This window comes from Allosphingosinicella sp. (genome assembly GCF_036570505.1).
GTDB lineage: Bacteria > Pseudomonadota > Alphaproteobacteria > Sphingomonadales > Sphingomonadaceae > Allosphingosinicella.
On the sequence record NZ_DATCYB010000106.1, the window covers coordinates 1 to 17,236 of the forward strand.

Here is a 17,236-nt window from a genome sequence, read left to right on the forward strand (position 1 = left end):
CGGCCAGCTCCCTCGGGGGCGCTTCGGCGCCCGGCGTGGAGGCGCCGCCCGCAAGAGCGAGCGCGCCGGCCAGCAGGGCGGATCGAAGCATCAGGGCAGATCGAAGCATCAGGGCAGCGGTGCGAGCAGCGCGTCGAGCGTCGAGGGGCCGCTGCCCACCTTTACGAGGCGCGGATAGCGAAGGCCGTCATGGTAATCGAGCTCGACGGTACGGTAGAGCTCGCCCTTCTTCACCAGCAGTCTTATCGGCTCTTTCGTTTCCTTGGCCGCGGTGATCGCGCCCTTCAGATCGTCGTCCGAATATTCGCGGCCGTCGATGGCGACGATCTTCGTGCCGGTGGTCACCCCCTCGTTGAACAGGGGCGAATCCCAGGCGACTCCGGTGATCTCGCCTTCCTTCCCGACCGTGATTCCGATCGCGTAGGTGAGGTCCATCATCTCGCGGTCCTTCTCGCGCGACTTGAAATAGTCGGTCGGCGTGTCGGTATATTCGAGGCGGTAGCCGCCGCGCTCGACCCATTCGAGCGGCGCCTCGCCGGTCTGGTTGACGCGGCGGTCGAGATAGGTGGCCCAGTCGTAGGGCGCGACCTGGTTCAAGGTCGCGACGACATCGTCGAACGTGTAGGTGACGATGCCTTCGTGGCCCGGATTGATGCCGAAGAAGGCGCGGGCGAAATCGTCGAGCGAACGCTCGCCATCCGTCTGCTCGCGGATCATGCTGTCGACGTCGAGCCAGATCAGCATGCCCTCGGAATAATAATCCTCCGACCGCTGCCAGCTCGAAAAAGGCTTGGGTCGGCGCGCCGCGACGATGGGATCGTTGGTGGTATCGATTAGCGGGCGCCAGGAGCGGCCGGGCAGCGTGTCGTAATAAGCGGCGGTGCGGGCGAGTTCGGCCTTGACGTCCTCGACCGGCATCATGCCCGAGCGGGCGGAGAGGATATTGCCCCAGAATTGCGTCTGCCCCTCATAGACCCAGAGCAGGCTGTCGCGCATCGGCATCCGGTAATCGGACGTGAAGAGGTCGGCCGGGCGGCGATACTTTCCGTTCCAGCTGTGGGTCATCTCGTGGGCGAGCAGGTCGCGGCCGGCCGAGCCCTCTTTCCACTTGGTGAAATATTCGCGGGGATGGGTGTTCTCCGACGACCGGAGATGCTCGAGCCCGATTCCGCCCATCGTGTCGGTGAGGCCGAGCAGGAACTCATATTCGTCATAATGCTGGGTGCCGAACAGCTTCAGCGCCTGCTCGACCAGCTTCTTGTGAGCGGCGATCTGTTCGGGCGTCGCGGCCAGGTCGCTCGGGCGGTCGGCGACGATGTTGAGGTCCACATCCTCGCTGAGCGGAATCTCCTTGAAATAGCGCCCGGCGAACATCGGCGAGTCGACCAGTGTCTCATACGAGACCGGCTTGTAGGTGATGCGGTTGTCGCTCTTCTTCGCCACGTCGAGCGACGTCGCGCCCTGCCAGCCAGCCGGGAGCGTGATGGACGGCCGGACATTGATATTCCGGACATAATAGCCGGCGGGATAGAGCGTCATCTTCTCCCACTGAACGTTCATCATCTCGGGCGTCATGACGATGCGGCCCTCGTCCTTCTCGGTGGGCGAGAGGTGCTGGAACTCGACGTCGATCGCCCCCACGCCCTCGGATACGTCGATGTGGAAAGCATAGACGTTGGCCGGATCGCGGCGCCAGGCAATGGGCTTGCCGTCCGCGCTCACCTTCAGGCCCGCGATCGAGGCGATAGGCCCGCGCGGCGCGTGGTTTCCCGGCAGCCATTCAGGGTAGAGGAGGGTGAGCGGACCGGCAGCGGCGACCGGGATGGTCTGCTTCACTCGGAAGATGGCGCGCGCTGTGTCGGTTGCGTCGACATCGATGGAGATCGTGCCCGGATAGGGAATGTCCCTGGCCGCCGGGATACGTTCGTCGATCGCGAGCGGCACGGGCTCGGCCGGCGGGGTCTGGGCGATGGCGGAGGTGCTAAGGGCAAGGGCGAACGGAACAATCAGGCTGTGACGCAACGGAAACTCCATCGAAGAGGTTGTGCCGTCTTGGATGGAGGATCGTTCCGCCCGCGTCCACCCCACCAGAATCGTTCGTCCCGAGCGTAGTCGAGGGGCGTTTCTCCGAGTCAGTGCCTGCGCGCCTCGACTACGCTCGGGACGAACGGGACTTAGCCGCCCTTGCCGTTCGCGGCCTTTGCCCGCTCGATGCTTTCCAGGATGATCCGCCGCGCGTCCTCGCGCCCGCCCCAGGTGCCGACGCGCACCCACTTCTCCGGCTCCAGATCCTTGTAGTGGGTGAAGAAATGTTCGATCTGCTGCTTGACGATCGCCGGCAGGTCGTCCGCTTCCGAGACATCCTGATAATAGGGAAAAGTCGTATCGACCGGCACGGTCAGCAGCTTCTCGTCGCCGCCCGCCTCGTCCTCCAGCCACAGGACGGCGATCGGGCGCACCCGCACCACCGATCCCGGAATGAAGGGCGAGCGGGCGACGACCAGCGCGTCGAGCGGATCGCCGTCCTCGGACAGGGTGTGCGGGATGAAACCGTAATTGGCCGGATAGCGCATCGGCGTGTGGAGGATGCGGTCGACCCAGAGGGCGCCCGATTTCTTGTCGAACTCATATTTGACCGGCTCGCCGCCGACCGGGACCTCGATGATGACGTTGACGCTGTCGGGCGGATTGTCGCCCATGGGAATCAGATCGATGTTCATAATGGGCCGGCCCTATAGCCCTGACGACGGGTCGGGCGAAGGGCTTTTCTTCGCAGGTGCAGCAAAATCGCGAACCGCGAACGGTTCCTTGTTCCGTCGTCACCCCGGCGAAAGCCGGGGCCCAGGAACACCGTCAGCGGCGAACCTCCCAGGTCGATGTTCTTAGGTTCCGGCTTTCGCCGGAATGACGAAGTGTGGCGAGCCGCTTCCCACGGGGGGCAAAAATGCTAAGGGCCGAGATATGAGCAAGGGCCCGCAACGGATCAGAGGCACCCAGGATATCTGGGGCGAGGACGCCGACCGCTTCGGCAAGGTGATCGAGGTGTTCGACCGCGTGCGGCGCCTCTACGGCTTCCAACGCATCGAGACTCCGGTGTTCGAGGCGACGGAAGTGTTCGCGCGGTCGATCGGCGAGACCACCGATATCGTCTCGAAAGAGATGTACACCTTCCCGGATCGCGGCGGGGATTCGCTGACGCTCCGCCCCGAATTCACCGCCGGCATCTGCCGCGCTTATCTCTCGGAAGGCTGGCAGCAGCTCGCGCCGCTGAAGGTCGTGACGCACGGCCCCACCTTCCGCTACGAACGCCCGCAAAAGGGCCGCTTCCGCCAGTTCCACCAGCTCGACGCCGAGATCATCGGCACGGATTCGCCGCTCGCCGATGTCGAGCTCCTCGCCTTCGCCGACCAGCTCCTGAAGGAGCTCGGCATCGCCGAGGGGGTGACGCTCCTGCTCAATACCCTGGGCGACGCCGAGACGCGCGATGCCTGGCGCCAGGCGCTGGTCGAGCATTTCGAGGCCAATCGCTCTAGCCTGTCGGAGGACAGCCTCGCCCGTCTCGACAAGAACCCGCTGCGCATCCTCGACAGCAAGGACCCGAAAGACCGTCCGATTGCCGACAGTGCTCCGGCCATCGACGAGTTTCTCACTGCCGAAGCGGCGGACTTCTTCGGGCGAGTGACCGAGGGCTTGGACGCCGCCGGCGTAGCCTGGACCCGCAATCCCCGCCTAGTGCGCGGCCTCGACTATTACCGCCACACCGCCTTCGAGTTCGTCACCGACCGGCTCGGCGCACAGGGCACAGTGGTGGCCGGCGGCCGCTATGACGGCCTGATCGAAGCGCTCGGCGGCCCCCACACGCCGGCGGTCGGCTGGGCGGCCGGAATCGAACGGCTGGGAATGCTGCTGGAGAAGCCGAAGCCGCAGACCGTTACGGTCTCTCTCGTCGTCGAAGACGAACGAGAAAGACCTCGAGCGCGTGAAGTCGTCACAAAGCTGCGCGCAGCAGGTATCGGTGTATACGAAGGCTTCAGCGGGAACGCGAAAAAGCGTGTCGAGGTAGCTCGGCGGCGCGGACATGATGGCGTTGTGTTCATTCGTAGTGTCGATAACCCCGCTGGTGACTTTAACCTCCAACGGCTGGACGAGGTCGAGGGAGAAGATGGCGGACGGGCTCGCACCGCTGTCTTTAAGGCTTTGGGCTTGCCGTTCATGCTTTCCGGTGTCGACGCCGAATGACCCGTATTTCCGCCGAACGGATCGCTGCCATTGAGGCGCGTAGAGACGAGCTTCAGAACGCCATGTCGGCGCCCGATCTCGCGCCCGAGCAATTCGTGCGCCTGTCCAAGGATTATGCGGAGATCGAGCCGGCGGCGGCGGCGGCGGGCGAGGTGCGGCGGCTTCGCGCGGAGCTTGAGGCGCTGTCGGGCATGGCTGACGATCCCGAGATGCGGGAGATGGTCGCCGAGGAAGCCGAGGCCATCCGCAAGCGGTTGCCCGAGGCCGAGCGGGCGCTGGCGCTGAGGCTGCTGCCGCGCGATGCCGCCGACGAGCGGCCGGCGATGCTCGAAATCCGCGCCGGCACGGGGGGCGACGAGGCGGCTTTGTTCGCCGGCGACCTCTTCCGCATGTACCAGCGCTATGCCGAGGAGCAGGGCTGGCGGGTCGAGCTTATCTCGGCCAGCGCCGCCGATGTCGGCGGCTACAAGGAGGTCGTCGCCTCCGTCACCGGCCAGGGCGTGTTCGCGAAATTGAAATTCGAAAGCGGCGTGCACCGCGTCCAGCGCGTGCCCGTCACGGAAAGCGGCGGGCGCATCCATACGTCGGCGGCGACGGTGGCGGTGCTGCCGGAGGCCGAGGAGGTCGACGTCCAGATCGACGACAAGGATCTGCGCATCGACGTCTACCGCTCCTCGGGGCCGGGCGGGCAGTCGGTCAACACCACCGACAGCGCGGTCCGCATCACCCACCTTCCCACCGGCATGATCGTCATCCAGCAGGACGAGAAGTCGCAGCACAAGAACAAGGCCAAGGCGCTGAAGGTGCTGCGCACCCGCCTTTACGAGCTGGAGCGCGAGCGGCTGGCGAGCAAGCGGGCGGGGGCGAGGAAATCGATGGTCGGCTCCGGCGACCGCTCCGAGCGCATCCGCACCTATAATTTCCCACAGGGGCGGGTGACGGACCACCGCATCAACCTGACCCTCCACCGGCTTCCCGAAATCCTCCAGGGTCATATGGACGAACTGGTCGGCGCCCTCATTGCCGAGGACGAAGCGGCCCGGCTGGCGAGCCTGGATGAGCAAGTCGCCTGAGGTACGCGAGCCTCGTTCGTCCCGAGCGAAGTCGAGGGGCGCTGGTACGGACTCATCACACACGCCCCTCGACTACGCTCGGGACGAACGGGCGGTGATAACTTGCAGGAAAGCCCTGAGCGCTGCGGTCCGCCGTCTTGCGGACATTTCCGACACGCCGCGCCTCGACGCCGAATTGCTGATGGCCCATGCCTTGGGGATCGGGCGCGAATCGCTTCTCCTCTCCCGGCTCGACAACCAGGGGCCTGAGACGTTCGAACCGCTCCTGCGCCGCCGCGAGGCGGGGGAGCCGGTTGCGTATATCACCGGCCGCCGCGCCTTCTGGACGGTCGAGCTGGAGGTCGGGCCGGGCGTGCTCATCCCCCGTCCCGACAGCGAGACGCTGATCGAGGCGGCGGTCGACCATTTCGGCAAGGCGGGGCCGCGCACCGTGCTCGATCTCGGCACCGGGCCCGGCACTCTGTTGCTGGCGGCGCTCGATCAATGGCCGGAGGCGCGAGGGCTCGGGATCGACCGGTCGGAAAAGGCCCTGGCGCTGGCCGGTCGCAACGCCGGGCGCCTCGGCCTCGCCGGCCGCGCCCGGTTCCGGCTTGGTGACTGGGGAGAGGGGGTGGAGGAGCGCTTCGACCTCATCTTGTGCAACCCGCCTTATGTGGAGGATTCGGCCGAACTGCCCGGCGAGGTCTCCGAATGGGAGCCGAGCGAGGCCTTGTTCGCCGGGCCGGAGGGCCTCGACGACTATCGCCGTCTCGCACCCCGGATCGGCCGGTTGCTGACCGAGGGCGGTATCGCCTGCGTCGAGATCGGTGCTGCCCAGGCGACGGCGGTCACGGCCCTGCTCGAAGCGGAAGGCCTGAAAGCGACCCTCCGCCAAGACCTTGGCGGGCGGCCACGTTGCCTTGTCATCGAAGCTTAATATAATTGATACGCTTTCCCCCTTGGATTTTCCCGCGCGGCTAGTTACATAGGCGGCAGGGACGGGGCCTGTCACAGCTTTGATCGCGTGAGGCTTCCCGTCGCCGACCCCCGATTGCTCTGGCGTCTTCGGACGATCCTGGCGTGAGGAGGCGGGAGCCGCATGCGGCCGCCTGCCACGGGAGTCGCGCAAAGAAACGGCTGGGAAGGGCCCAGCCGATGGAGTGGCTATTACGACCACCTTTGACGAGGACTAGCTTTGATCAACAATCGTCAGGGCGGCCGCAGGCGCGGTCGCGGCGGCGGACCCCGCTCGCCAAACAATGCACCCAATACAGGCAATCGCCAGGACAATCGCTCACGCGGTAACGCCTCCCAGCTTCATGAGAAGTACAAGGCGATGGCGCGCGACATGCAACTTGCCGGCGATCGCGTGCAGACCGAATATTATCTGCAGTTCGCGGACCATTATTTCCGTGTCCTCAATGAGAGCCGCACCCGCTTCGACGAGCAGCGCCGGCAGCGGGGCGACGATTCGTCCGACGAGGACGAGGATCAGGACGAGACGGTGAACGCTTCGGCGGACAACGACCGCGAGGAGCGCGACGAGCGCCCCGCGCGTTCGCCCCGCGGCGGACGTGATCAGCGCGGCGACGGTGGTGAGGAACGCCCCCGCCGGCAGCGTGCGCGCCCCAACCGCGAGGACCCGAGCCGCGAGGACGCGGACCAGGAGGAAGGCGAGGAGCGGATTTCCGCCGACAGCCTGCCGCCGTCCATCGCCTCGATCGAGGGCGGCGAGGCCAAGGCTCCGCGCCGCCGCCCGCGCCGCCCGCGTGACGAGGGCGACGAGGAAATGGCGCCGGCGGCCTGACCGTCATATTAGACTAATCACCAGGAAGGGCGGTGATCTTCGGATCGCCGCCCTTTTCTCTTGCCGGAGGACCCAGGCGTAACAATAATGTCACGAGACAGTCGTGCCCCTGTCACCAAGACCGCCTAGTGGCGTCATCAACCAAGATGTCGCACGTCGCGGCGGTCGCAGAAGAGACGGGGTACATTCGATGAAGATCAAGAGTTTGACGGCCGCATTGTTGGCGGCGAGCGTGCTCGTCCCGGCCGCTCCGGCTTTCGCGCAGGATAAGGCCGACGCGCTGGCCGCCGAGATCGCGGCGATGCGCGCCAAGGTCGAGAGCCTCGAGGCCGAGATGGCCGCGCTGAAGGCCGAGAAGCCGGCGGAAGAATCCGGAACCACGATCAGCTGGAAGGGCGCTCCTCTCATCGAGGACAAGGACAGCGGGTGGTCGTTCAAGCCGCGCGGCAGGCTTCAATATGACGTCGCGCATGTCGGCAGTCCCGACGGTGTCGAGGATCGCGGGCTTGGCTTCTCCAACGAGCTGCGCCGCGCGCGGCTCGGCGTGGAGGGCACGATTCCCGGCGGCTTCGACTATAAGTTCGAGCTCGACTTCGCCGAGGGCGATGCCGAAATCACCGACGCCACGCTCGGCTACGATGCGGGCGGGGGCTTCGGCGTCACCGTGGGCCAGCACAACAACTTCCAGTCGCTGGAGGAGCTGACCAGCTCGCGCTTCACCTCCTTCATGGAGCGGGCCGCGTTCACCGACGCCTTCAACTTCGAGCGCCGCGTCGGCCTTTCCGCCGGCTATGAGAATGGGCCGCTGATCGCCAATGTCGGCGTTTTCACTGACAATGTTCACGACCTCGACGACGAGAATAATTCCATCGGAGGCGACGCGCGCCTCGTCTTCGCGCCCAAGATGGGCGAGACGCAGCTCCATTTCGGCGGCTCGGCGCACTTCCGCGACAATAAAGATCTGGCCGAACGGGGCGACACCATCCGCTATCGCCAGCGCCCCATGGTCCACTCGACGGACACCCGCTTCCTCGCGACGCCCGAATTGGGCGTGACGGAGGAGACCAGCTACGGCCTTGAAGCCGCCGCAATTCACGGGCCCTTCCATGCCGCGGGCGAGGTGCACTGGCTGAACGCGGATACAATCGATGACGGCGCCAGCCCCACCTTCTTCGGCGGCTATGCCGAGGTCGGCTATTACCTCACCGGCGAGGCGCGCGGCTACAAGGGCGGCAAGTTCGACCGCACCAAGGTGCTCAATCCGCTGAGCCAGGGCGGAATGGGCGCCTTCCAGGTCAACCTGCGCTACGACCATCTCGACCTCAACGACGAGACCATTATCGGCGGCAAGCAGCAGGGCTACCAGGCGTCGCTGGTCTGGATCCCCGAGGACCATGTCCGCTTCCTCTTGAACTACGGCCGGATGAGCTACGACGACGCCGCGATCCCGGCGGTCGGCGGCGACCGCGATTACAGCATCGACGTGTTCGGAGCCCGCGCCCAGGTCGATTTCTGACAACCGCCAGAACAATCCGCATCGTCATGCTGAACTTGTTTCAGCATCCCGTCACGATCCGCCTCGGGGACGGAGAGATGGACCCTGAATCAAGTTCAGGGTGACGACAGCCCCGGTTGACATCGTATGTAATAATGTAACAAGCTCCTCCCGTCCTTCCGGGGGGAGCTTGTCATGCGTTCTTTGCTGTTGATTTCCAGCCTGTTGGCCGCGCCCGCGCTGGCGCAAAACGCCCAGGGCGACGTCGCCGTCACCATCTACAACGACAATCTCGCTCTGGTGCAGGACACGCGGCAGATGGCGATACCCTCCGGACGCTCGCGGCAGGAATTTCCCAATGTATCGGGCCAGATAAGCCCTGAGACCGTTACCCTGAATGCGCCGGACGTCGCCATCGTCGAGCAGAATTTCGACTTCGACCTGCTCTCGCCCTCCAAGCTGATGGAAAAGGCGGTCGGGGAGATGATCACCCTCGTCCGCACCAATCCCGCCAGCGGCGCCGAGGAACGGGAGCGCGCGCGGGTGCTGGCCGTGAACGGGGGCGTCGTCCTCCAGATTGGCGAGCGGATCGAGGTGCTGCGCGACGACGGGCTTCCCGTCCGCGTGATCTTCGACGAGGTCCCCGAGAACCTCCGCGCCCGCCCGACCTTGTCGGTGACACTGGAAAGCTCGCGCGCCGGAACGCGGCCAGTAACCTTGAGCTACCTGACGCCAGGCATGAGCTGGAAGGCCGACTATGTCACCTTGTTCGACGAGGCGGCGGGCACGATCGACGTTCAGGGCTGGGTGACGCTCACCAACACGACCGGCACGACCTTCGAGAATGCCGATACCTTGCTCATCGCCGGTCAGGTGCAGCAGGAGCAGGGGCCTTCCTACCGACGCGGTTATCGGCCCCCGCCGCCTCCTGCGCCGCCCGGCAACCGCCCCGGCACCGAGACGGCGGGCCGCGAAAGCCTTGGCGACTTCTATCTCTATCCGCTGCCCGAGCGCACGACGATCGCCAGCCAGCAGACCAAGCAGGTTAGCTTCCTCGACGTGACCGACGCCGCCGCGCGGCGCGCCTATGTCTATCGCAACGGCTGGCTCCAGACCCGCGACCAGGCGGAAAGTGCGGACAGCGTCCTGCAATTTTCGAGCTCGCGTAATGCCGGACTAGGCGATGCGTTGCCCGCCGGCACGGTGCGCGTCTATATGAGGGACGCGCGCGGCCAGGCCCAGTTCGTTGGCGAGAACAGCATCGGCCATACGCCCATGGGATCGGACATCGCCATCCGCACGGGCGAAGCGTTCGACGTGAAGGTGCAGCCTGTGCTCGTCGAGCGGCGCAGGATGTCCGAGCATCGCTGGCGGACCACAATGCGCTATACGCTGACCAATGCGAACCCGGAGCCGGTCAGTGTCGATCTGATCCAGGCCGGGCTTTGGGGCGATACCCGCATCGTCGATGAAAGCCAGGAAAGCTCGCGTCGTTCGGCCGACGAGACGCTGTGGCGCGTTGCCATTCCCGCCAATGGCGAGGCCAGCGTGACCGCCACGTTCGACACGCGGTTCTAGGTCCAGCCGTGCGGCTGCCATTTCGAAGTCTGATTATCGCGCTGGCTCTGGCTGCACCCTCGGTTGCGGCCCAGCCCATCGCCGTGTCGGATGGGCCGGGCGATGTCGCGGTGACCGTCTATCGCGATCCTAACCGCGTGACCGGGGAAGCGATGAATCTGGGCTGGCTGAATGGCTATGCGCTGATCAGCGAGACTCGCACCGTCTCCATTCCCGCCGGCGAAAGCGAAGTGCGCTTCGAAGGCGTCGCCGGCGGCATCATACCGGAAAGCGCGATCGTCACCGGCTTCCCGGACGGCGTGATCGAGAAGAATCAGGATGCCTGGCTGCTTTCGCCGGCGAGCCTGCTCGACGCTTCGCTCGGCCGGCGTGTCCATGTCCGCCGCACGTCCGGCGCCACCGGCGGGGTTTCGGAAACGGAGGCGGTGATCCGATCGGGAGCCGACGGAGCGGTGGTGCTGGAAACGCCCGCCGGCTTCGAAGCACTGCGCTGCACCGGACTCCACGAAACTTTGCTCTACGACCGGGTGCCCCAGGGTTTGTCGGCCAAACCGACCTTGTCGGTCCGCGTCCGATCCGAAGCGCCGGTGACGGCGGCGGTCACCCTCTCCTATCTCGCCACCGGCTTCGACTGGCAGGCCAATTATGTCGCCGAGCTGTCGCCCGACGGCGAGCATATGGACCTGTTCGCCTGGCTCACCCTCGCCAATGGCGACGAGACCGGATTTGTCGAGGCCGATACCCACGCCGTCGCCGGGGCGCCCAACCGGGAGGAGGCCGATGCCGTCCTTCCACGGCGCGAGCCGATAAGGCTCCGCTGTTGGCCGGCCGGGACGACTACGTCCGGCCTAAGCGAACCTCCACCGCCACCGCCGCCTCCGCCTCCGCCCCCTCCTCCAGCGCCGATGGAGATGGCCTTGGGCGAGAGTATTATCGTGACCGGATCGCGGGCGCCCGCCGCCATCATGGCCGAGCAGGAAGCTTTGGGCGATCTCAAGCTCTATCGCATTCCCGAGCCGGTGACGGTCGCCGCCAACAGCCAGAGACAGGTCGCTCTGCTTGAGCGCAGCGATGTTCCGATCGTGATCGTCTATCGGCAGGACGTCGGCAGCGAAGGCCGAGAAGGCGCCACGCCGGTAGTGACCGCCCGGAACAGTGAGCGGGGAGGGCTCGGCTTGCCTCTGCCTTCTGGTGAGGTCGCTCTTTTTCAAATTCATAAGGGTCGCCGCGTCCTTGTCGGCCAAGGGCGGACCCGTGACCTTGCCATCGGCGAGGAGGTCGAGGTCGAGTTAGGCGAATCGATCGACGTTCAGACACATATCGAGGAACTAGCGACTTTCGAGAATGGTGGAGGCGATTATCGTCTGACGGTCACCAATGCAAAGGACCGGCCGATTCCGTTCGAAGCCAAGCTCTTTACGCGGGGACACAGCGTCGCTTGGGCCAGCGAGCGATTAAGGAAGCGCGATGGCCGCCCGCTCTGGGAAGTCACTGTGCCGGCGAACGGCTGTAAAGCCCTCAGCTATCGCCTTAAGCGGCGGGACTGATAGCGGAGCGTTAACCAGGTCTTATGCGCATCTTGCTACTCCGCTTGTTGGGGCAGCACACAGGCATTTGAATGAAATTCCCGCTCAAGGAGCTGCTGATCATCCTCTACCTGGGGGCGGGCTATGGCGCCATCGGGGAGAGGACCGCCTCGCTCGGCGCGTCGCCGGCGCTGGTCCTGTACGCAGGCCTGTTCGCCATCCTGACGCTCGGTCTGCTGCTCGCCGCCTATGTCGCGAGCACGCCGCTCCGCATTGCCTACGCGCTCATCCTCTCCGCCTCGTCACTGTTCCTCGATTCGACCGAGCGGATCATGGGCCAGCGCCTCACCTATGACGCCTTCATCAATCTCCTGAACTCGATCGGATTCGCGGGCGATGCCGTGGACCAACATGGCGGCTCGATACTCTGGTCGGTGCCCGCCGCCCTTTTGCTACTCGCGGGAGTGGCGCTGAAGCCGAAATGGCGCCCTCCTCTCCCTGATCTGACGTTCGCGGCCGCCCCCGTGATGGGGGTAGCGCTCCTGTCCCTGCTCCTCTTCGTCAGGGGCGGCGAAGGCGCGCGGGGCTTGCCGGGGGCCTTCACCCCGCTCAGTTATTCCAGCCTCAATATCTACGAAACGGTCACAGGCGAAACGGGACAGCGCCAGGACGTTCGCCTGATCCCGGGAAAGCTGCAGGCCCCGCGCGACATCGTGCTGATCATCGACGAGAGCGTCGGCGGCAATTACCTCGATCTCGGCAACCCGCGCGGCGTCCGCTCCGGGCTCTCCGACGCCCGGCCGGGCGTCGACATCTACAATTACGGTCATGCCGCCGCGGTCACCAACTGCAGCGTCGGCACGAACGCCACCTTGCGCTACGGCGGCACGCGGGCGGACTATCAGCGCATCAATGCGACGATGCCGTCGATCTGGGACTATGCCCATGAAGCGGGCTTCCGCACCGTCTATATCGACGCGCAGCGCACCGGCGGCGAGCTCCAGAACCTCATGGACCCTGAAGAGTTGAGCAGGATCGATTCCTTCGTCCAGTTCGATTCCGTGCCTCTACGCGACCGCGACATGGCGGCGGCGGACAGGCTGGCGGCTTTGCTCGGCAACGACAGCGCCGATTTCGTCATCGTCAACAAGATGGGCGCACATTTCCCGATCCACGACAAATATCCGGATCGCTTCATGCGTCACCGCCCGGCCCTGCCGCGCGGCCAGCATGAAGATGTGAGCGACACGGGCAACCGCGAAGGTTTCGGCGGCACGCGCGAGGACTGGCGGCGCTACCGCAACGCCTATCGCAACACCTTGCTCTGGAACGTCGGCGCGTTCTTCGATCGATTGTTCGAGCGGGCGGACCTCTCGGCGGCGACGCTGGTCTACACGTCCGATCACGGCCAGGACCTGCACGAGCGCGGCAATCCCGGGCTCAACACCCATTGCAGCAGCGATCCCGTGCCCGAAGAAGGGCTCGTGCCGCTGGTCGTGATCGAAGGCGATGGGCTGGCGACGCTCGACTGGCAGGCAAACCTCGTCGCCAACCGCGACCGCGTCAGCCATTATCAGATATTCCCGACCCTGCTGGCGCTGATGGGCTATGAACCGGCCGACTTCCGGGCGATCTATGGCGAATCGCTAATCCCTCGATCAGGCGATCCGTTCACCTTCAACACGCTGTTCAACGCGCGGCTGGGGCGCGAGCCCGTCTGGCAGCGGATCGACCTCGGCCGAACCGCGCTGCCTCCGGCAGGTGATTCGCAGATCAGTTCCCCGGCGAAGGCCGGGGTCCAGAAGGACGGTTGAGCTGGACCCCGGCCTTCGCCGGGAAACTCTCCTTTGCCACTATTCTTTCGGTAGCGGCTTGGGGCGGTGTTCCTCATCCAGCGCGACGAAGGTGAACAAGGCTTCCGTCACCTTCACTTCTGCCCGGCCGCGGTCGCGGGTGGCGAGGACTTCGATGCGGATGCCCATCGACGTGCGGCCTTCCCGCTCGATCTCGGCATAAACCGCGATGATGTCGTGGATGAGGATCGGCGCGATGAACTCCATCGCCTCGATCGCGACGGTCGCGACCGGCCCCTGCGCCCTGTACGAGGCGACGATGCCGGCGGCGATGTCCATCTGGGAAAGCACCCAGCCGCCGAAGATATGGCCGTTGGCGTTGATGTCGCCGGGCCGGGGCACGACGCGCAGGATCGGTTCACGCTTGGTCTTGGTCATCATTCCGTTCTTTTCCGCTGGCCGCGTCATCGTGGCCTGAAGCATTGCCGAGGAAGGCGAGACCCATCAGCGCCGTGCCGAGCAGCACCGTCAGGCCGACGCCCGCCAGGGCGGCGATCATCATGTGGACGGGCACCGGCCTGCCCGCGCCCTTCAGATGGACGAGCGAGAGGAGCACCGCGACGACGGCGGCGATCGCCATCCACGACATCAGCCTCTTGTAGCGCGCCCAGGCCAGGGCGGCACGGTCCAGCTTGGGTGGGATGGGGTCGTGCCGGGGCATGGCTTCCCTTTGGCGGCGGGCCATGTGATCATCAACCCTTGAGTCGGCGACACAGGAAGGAGGCCGGACCCATGACCATCGCGGCGATTCTCGGGAGCAAGGGCGACACCGTCTACAGCATCGAAGGCGATCGGACGGTTCGGGACGCCGTTTCGATGCTGGCCGAATACCGAATCGGTGCGCTTCCCGTGTTGCGCGAAGGCAAGGTCGCCGGAGTCTTTTCCGAGCGCGACGTCATCTATTGCCTCGGGACGGACGGCGCCGCCGTCCTCGACTGGCCGGTCGAGCGGGTGATGACCGCACCCGCCATCACCGTCACCACCGACATCTCGGTTCTCGCGGCACTGTCGCAGATCACGCGGCGGCGAATACGCCATCTACCCGTGGTGGAGGGCGACCGGCTGATCGGCCTCGTGTCGATCGGCGATCTGGTCAAATATCGGATCGACCGTATCGAGACCGAGGCCGAGGCGATGCGCAACTATATCCAGAGCGCCTAGGCGGCGACCGGCGCCGGGCTCCGGCTGCGGATCATTCCGACCAGCTCCATCATCAGCGACCGGGCGAAGGCGAAAAGAAGTCCCCCATAAATGGCCATGCCAGCAGCGATCAGGATCGCCAGCCGCGGCTGGGGAGGCATGGGAGGCAGCGCCGAATCGATGGCCAGCACCAGCGCCGCCATCGCCGCCGAGGCGAGCAGGCCCGGCCGCACGGCGCGGGCCAGTCGGACGAGGTCCACGGCAAGGCTGGACTTCGAAAACACCACCGTCACCGCGGTCAGCAGGATCATGCCGCCAAGCCAGGCGTAAGCGAGGCCCTCTATCCCGAATCGAATGCCGATCAGGAAGGCGACCGGAAGAATGACCGCGCCAGCCGCGCCGGTGCGGACGGCGATTCCCGGCTTGCCCGTCGCGTTGGTCGCGGGGGCGAACAATATCTGGAGGGTGAGGAACGGCATGGCGAGGGCGAGAATGGGGACGATCGCGATCGTCTCCGCCCATTTGGGGCCGAGGAAGGTGAGAATGAGCGGCTCCGCCGTCGCCGCCAGCCCGAAATAGAAGGGCAAAGCCGCGAGCATCACCAGCCGCGTCGCCTTGAGGAACGCGCCGCTCATCCTGTCCCGGTCGGCCTGGATTCGGGAATAAGCGGCGAAGGCGACCTCATTGAGCGGTGGCACGAACTTGGCCGCCAGGATCTGCGTCAGGAACAGGGTGGTCGTGTAGAGGCCGAGGTCATGGGCACCCAATTGGCGGCCGGCGATGAACACGTCCGACTGGCTCTGGATGAACCAGAAGAACTGCACGATCACCATCGCACCGCCATAGCTGAAGATCGCGCCGGCGCCGACGAATCGGAAGCTCGGCGGGACCAGCCACCCCGTCGCCAGCGTCAGCCCGATGCCCCGCGTCCAGAAAAGGACGATCGGCGCGGCCACCAGCGACCAGACTCCGAAGCCGGCCAGCGCGCAGCCGAGTGCGGTCGCGGCGCTCAGGATCGCGGACAGGAGATTGACCTGCGCCTGCCGTTTGAACTCGATCTCTCGGCTGAGAAGGGCGCCGGGCAAAGCGATAAAGGGTGTCGCCGCGTAGAGCAGGGCCTGAGCGCGAAGCATGTCGGCGAGCATCGGCTGGCGGAAATAGGCGGCGGCCGCCGGCGCGATCAGAACCTGGGCGGCGGCAAGAGCGCCGTTGAGCAGGATCAGCATGCCGAACACCTGCGCGACTCGCTGCCGGTCTATCGATTCGCTCTGCACCAGGGCGCTGGCGAATCCGTAGCCGTTCATCAAATTCAGGAAGACGAGAACCACCCCGGTCATAGCGAAAAGGCCGTAATCGGATGGATCGAGCAGGCGGATGACAAGGAAGGTCGCCGCCCAGGTAATGAGCTGCGCGACGATCTGGCTGCCCGACCGCCACAGCACCGCCCCCCGCACACGCTCGGCGAGGCCAGGCGACTGATCTTCCTGCGATTTTGCCCTTGCCGCCACGGGAACCTGACCATCGAAATTCATGCTGGCGGCGGTCTTACAGGAGGCGGGTTAATTCGCGCTTGAAGGGAAGGACGGGTCGATCGGATTCGACCGGACCTTCAAAAAGCCGGTTGACGGATCGGATCGACCCGACCATATGCCCGCTCACCGACGGGGCGCCGCGGCTTCAAGCCACGGTCCGCATCGGGAGAAATCTTCTAAAAAGCTTTTGAAGAGAAGCACTTGAAGAGCGGTTCGCCGCTCCCCATATCGCTTTTTCGAGCAAAGCCTATCGGCCTGCTCTCCCAAGCTTCCCAGGAAGTTTCGAAAACAGCTATTGACGGTGGAAAATCTCCTCCATATATGGCTGTTCACCGGCGGGACAGGCCATCTGGCCCGGCCCGTTCGCGTCTCATCAATCGGTAACCCGGTGCCCCGGTAAAACGGGGGAGGTGAGGCGTCGGCTCTTTGACATTGTCGGTTTAGATGAAGGGACATGTGGGCGGCGGCCCCGGCACCCGAGGGTTTTAAGGCCTCGGGAGGTCGGTAAATTATGCCGTTCCTATATGTCTCAATACATATCCACAGTAATATGTAATGTGCAGGAACGGCTCCTTGAAGCCGGCCTTGGATGTCCGGGTTTTCCCCCGGGCGCCGATGGTCGGACATTAACTTGAGAGTTTGATTCTGGCTCAGAACGAACGCTGGCGGCATGCCTAACACATGCAAGTCGAACGAACCCTTCGGGGTTAGTGGCGCACGGGTGCGTAACGCGTGGGAATCTGCCCTTAGGTTCGGAATAACAGTTAGAAATGACTGCTAATACCGGATGATGACTTCGGTCCAAAGATTTATCGCCTAAGGATGAGCCCGCGTAAGATTAGCTTGTTGGTGAGGTAAAGGCTCACCAAGGCTACGATCTTTAGCTGGTCTGAGAGGATGATCAGCCACACTGGGACTGAGACACGGCCCAGACTCCTACGGGAGGCAGCAGTGGGGAATATTGGACAATGGGCGAAAGCCTGATCCAGCAATGCCGCGTGAGTGATGAAGGCC

At 64.9% G+C, this 17,236-nt stretch carries 14 protein-coding genes and 1 rRNA gene; 10 read left to right on the forward strand and 5 right to left on the reverse strand.

All coding sequences use genetic code 11. The annotated features are described in order from the left end of the window. Positions 1-108 precede the first annotated feature (108 nt). Both VIR62_RS13100 and ppa read right to left on the reverse strand, forming a co-directional pair. Positions 109-2,034: a M61 family metallopeptidase gene (locus tag VIR62_RS13100; RefSeq protein WP_431871948.1), complete on the reverse strand. Its 1,926-nt coding sequence runs from the start codon at positions 2,032-2,034 to the stop codon at positions 109-111. A 140-nt stretch (positions 2,035-2,174) separates the two neighbouring features. Further along, positions 2,175-2,720, reverse strand: coding sequence for an inorganic diphosphatase (gene ppa, locus VIR62_RS13105; RefSeq protein WP_431871950.1), 546 nt, complete (start codon positions 2,718-2,720; stop codon positions 2,175-2,177). 241 nt (positions 2,721-2,961) lie between these two features. Here ppa and hisS point away from each other — a divergent pair, with 241 nt between their 5' ends. From hisS to VIR62_RS13145, 8 genes are all read left to right on the forward strand, one after another. Continuing rightward, entirely contained in the window at positions 2,962-4,239 is a 1,278-nt protein-coding gene (gene hisS, locus VIR62_RS13110; protein WP_431871952.1) for a histidine--tRNA ligase, read from the forward strand. Continuing rightward, the gene (gene prfA, locus VIR62_RS13115; RefSeq protein ID WP_431871954.1) at positions 4,236-5,312 is read left to right on the forward strand and encodes a peptide chain release factor 1; all 1,077 of its coding nucleotides are present in this window, start codon (positions 4,236-4,238) and stop codon (positions 5,310-5,312) included. Before hisS ends, prfA begins: the two co-directional genes overlap by 4 nt. 97 nt (positions 5,313-5,409) lie before the next feature. Next, positions 5,410-6,228: a peptide chain release factor N(5)-glutamine methyltransferase gene (gene prmC / locus VIR62_RS13120; protein ID WP_431871973.1), complete on the forward strand. Its 819-nt coding sequence runs from the start codon at positions 5,410-5,412 to the stop codon at positions 6,226-6,228. A gap of 258 nt (positions 6,229-6,486) precedes the next feature. Continuing rightward, positions 6,487-7,098 carry a DUF4167 domain-containing protein gene (locus VIR62_RS13125; RefSeq protein ID WP_431871956.1) on the forward strand — a complete coding sequence of 204 codons (612 nt, stop codon included), beginning with the start codon at positions 6,487-6,489 and terminating at the stop codon, positions 7,096-7,098. 190 nt (positions 7,099-7,288) lie between these two features. Next, positions 7,289-8,614: an OprO/OprP family phosphate-selective porin gene (locus tag VIR62_RS13130; protein ID WP_431871958.1), complete on the forward strand. Its 1,326-nt coding sequence runs from the start codon at positions 7,289-7,291 to the stop codon at positions 8,612-8,614. Between the two features lie 174 nt (positions 8,615-8,788). After that, entirely contained in the window at positions 8,789-10,171 is a 1,383-nt protein-coding gene (locus VIR62_RS13135) for a DUF4139 domain-containing protein (RefSeq protein WP_431871959.1), read from the forward strand. A gap of 8 nt (positions 10,172-10,179) precedes the next feature. Continuing rightward, entirely contained in the window at positions 10,180-11,718 is a 1,539-nt protein-coding gene (locus VIR62_RS13140) for a DUF4139 domain-containing protein (protein WP_431871961.1), read from the forward strand. 71 nt (positions 11,719-11,789) lie between these two features. Then, on the forward strand, positions 11,790-13,511 hold the full coding sequence (locus VIR62_RS13145) for a sulfatase-like hydrolase/transferase (protein ID WP_431871963.1): 1,722 nt from the start codon (positions 11,790-11,792) through the stop codon (positions 13,509-13,511). Between the two features lie 39 nt (positions 13,512-13,550). On the opposite strand, the gene VIR62_RS13150 is transcribed toward VIR62_RS13145, so the two are convergent. Further along, entirely contained in the window at positions 13,551-13,928 is a 378-nt protein-coding gene (locus VIR62_RS13150) for an acyl-CoA thioesterase (RefSeq protein ID WP_431871965.1), read from the reverse strand. Continuing rightward, positions 13,909-14,211 carry a hypothetical protein gene (locus VIR62_RS13155; protein WP_431871967.1) on the reverse strand — a complete coding sequence of 101 codons (303 nt, stop codon included), beginning with the start codon at positions 14,209-14,211 and terminating at the stop codon, positions 13,909-13,911. Before VIR62_RS13155 ends, VIR62_RS13150 begins: the two co-directional genes overlap by 20 nt. A 71-nt stretch (positions 14,212-14,282) precedes the next feature. On the opposite strand from VIR62_RS13155, the gene VIR62_RS13160 reads away from it, so the two are divergent. Continuing rightward, a complete protein-coding gene (locus VIR62_RS13160; RefSeq protein ID WP_431871969.1) occupies positions 14,283-14,711 on the forward strand; it encodes a CBS domain-containing protein in 429 nt (142 codons plus the stop codon). On the opposite strand, the gene VIR62_RS13165 is transcribed toward VIR62_RS13160, so the two are convergent. After that, positions 14,708-16,222: a lipopolysaccharide biosynthesis protein gene (locus tag VIR62_RS13165; protein WP_431871971.1), complete on the reverse strand. Its 1,515-nt coding sequence runs from the start codon at positions 16,220-16,222 to the stop codon at positions 14,708-14,710. The two genes, VIR62_RS13160 and VIR62_RS13165, sit on opposite strands and share 4 nt — an antisense overlap. A 627-nt stretch (positions 16,223-16,849) precedes the next feature. On the opposite strand from VIR62_RS13165, the gene VIR62_RS13170 reads away from it, so the two are divergent. Continuing rightward, a 16S ribosomal RNA gene (locus VIR62_RS13170) occupies positions 16,850-17,236 on the forward strand; the annotation flags it as partial.

Bases quoted from the DNA above. Each gene is read 5' to 3' on its own strand.
- VIR62_RS13165 (WP_431871971.1), bottom strand. From the start codon at position 16,222: ATGAATTTCGATGGTCAGGTTCCCGTGGCGGCAAGGGCAAAATCGCAG.
- hisS (WP_431871952.1), top strand. From the start codon at position 2,962: ATGAGCAAGGGCCCGCAACGGATCAGAGGCACCCAGGATATCTGGGGC.
- VIR62_RS13160 (WP_431871969.1), top strand. From the start codon at position 14,283: ATGACCATCGCGGCGATTCTCGGGAGCAAGGGCGACACCGTCTACAGC.
- VIR62_RS13100 (WP_431871948.1), bottom strand. From the start codon at position 2,034: ATGGAGTTTCCGTTGCGTCACAGCCTGATTGTTCCGTTCGCCCTTGCC.
- VIR62_RS13155 (WP_431871967.1), bottom strand. From the start codon at position 14,211: ATGCCCCGGCACGACCCCATCCCACCCAAGCTGGACCGTGCCGCCCTG.
- VIR62_RS13130 (WP_431871958.1), top strand. From the start codon at position 7,289: ATGAAGATCAAGAGTTTGACGGCCGCATTGTTGGCGGCGAGCGTGCTC.
- ppa (WP_431871950.1), bottom strand. From the start codon at position 2,720: ATGAACATCGATCTGATTCCCATGGGCGACAATCCGCCCGACAGCGTC.
- prfA (WP_431871954.1), top strand. From the start codon at position 4,236: ATGACCCGTATTTCCGCCGAACGGATCGCTGCCATTGAGGCGCGTAGA.
- VIR62_RS13145 (WP_431871963.1), top strand. From the start codon at position 11,790: ATGAAATTCCCGCTCAAGGAGCTGCTGATCATCCTCTACCTGGGGGCG.
- VIR62_RS13150 (WP_431871965.1), bottom strand. From the start codon at position 13,928: ATGACCAAGACCAAGCGTGAACCGATCCTGCGCGTCGTGCCCCGGCCC.
- VIR62_RS13135 (WP_431871959.1), top strand. From the start codon at position 8,789: ATGCGTTCTTTGCTGTTGATTTCCAGCCTGTTGGCCGCGCCCGCGCTG.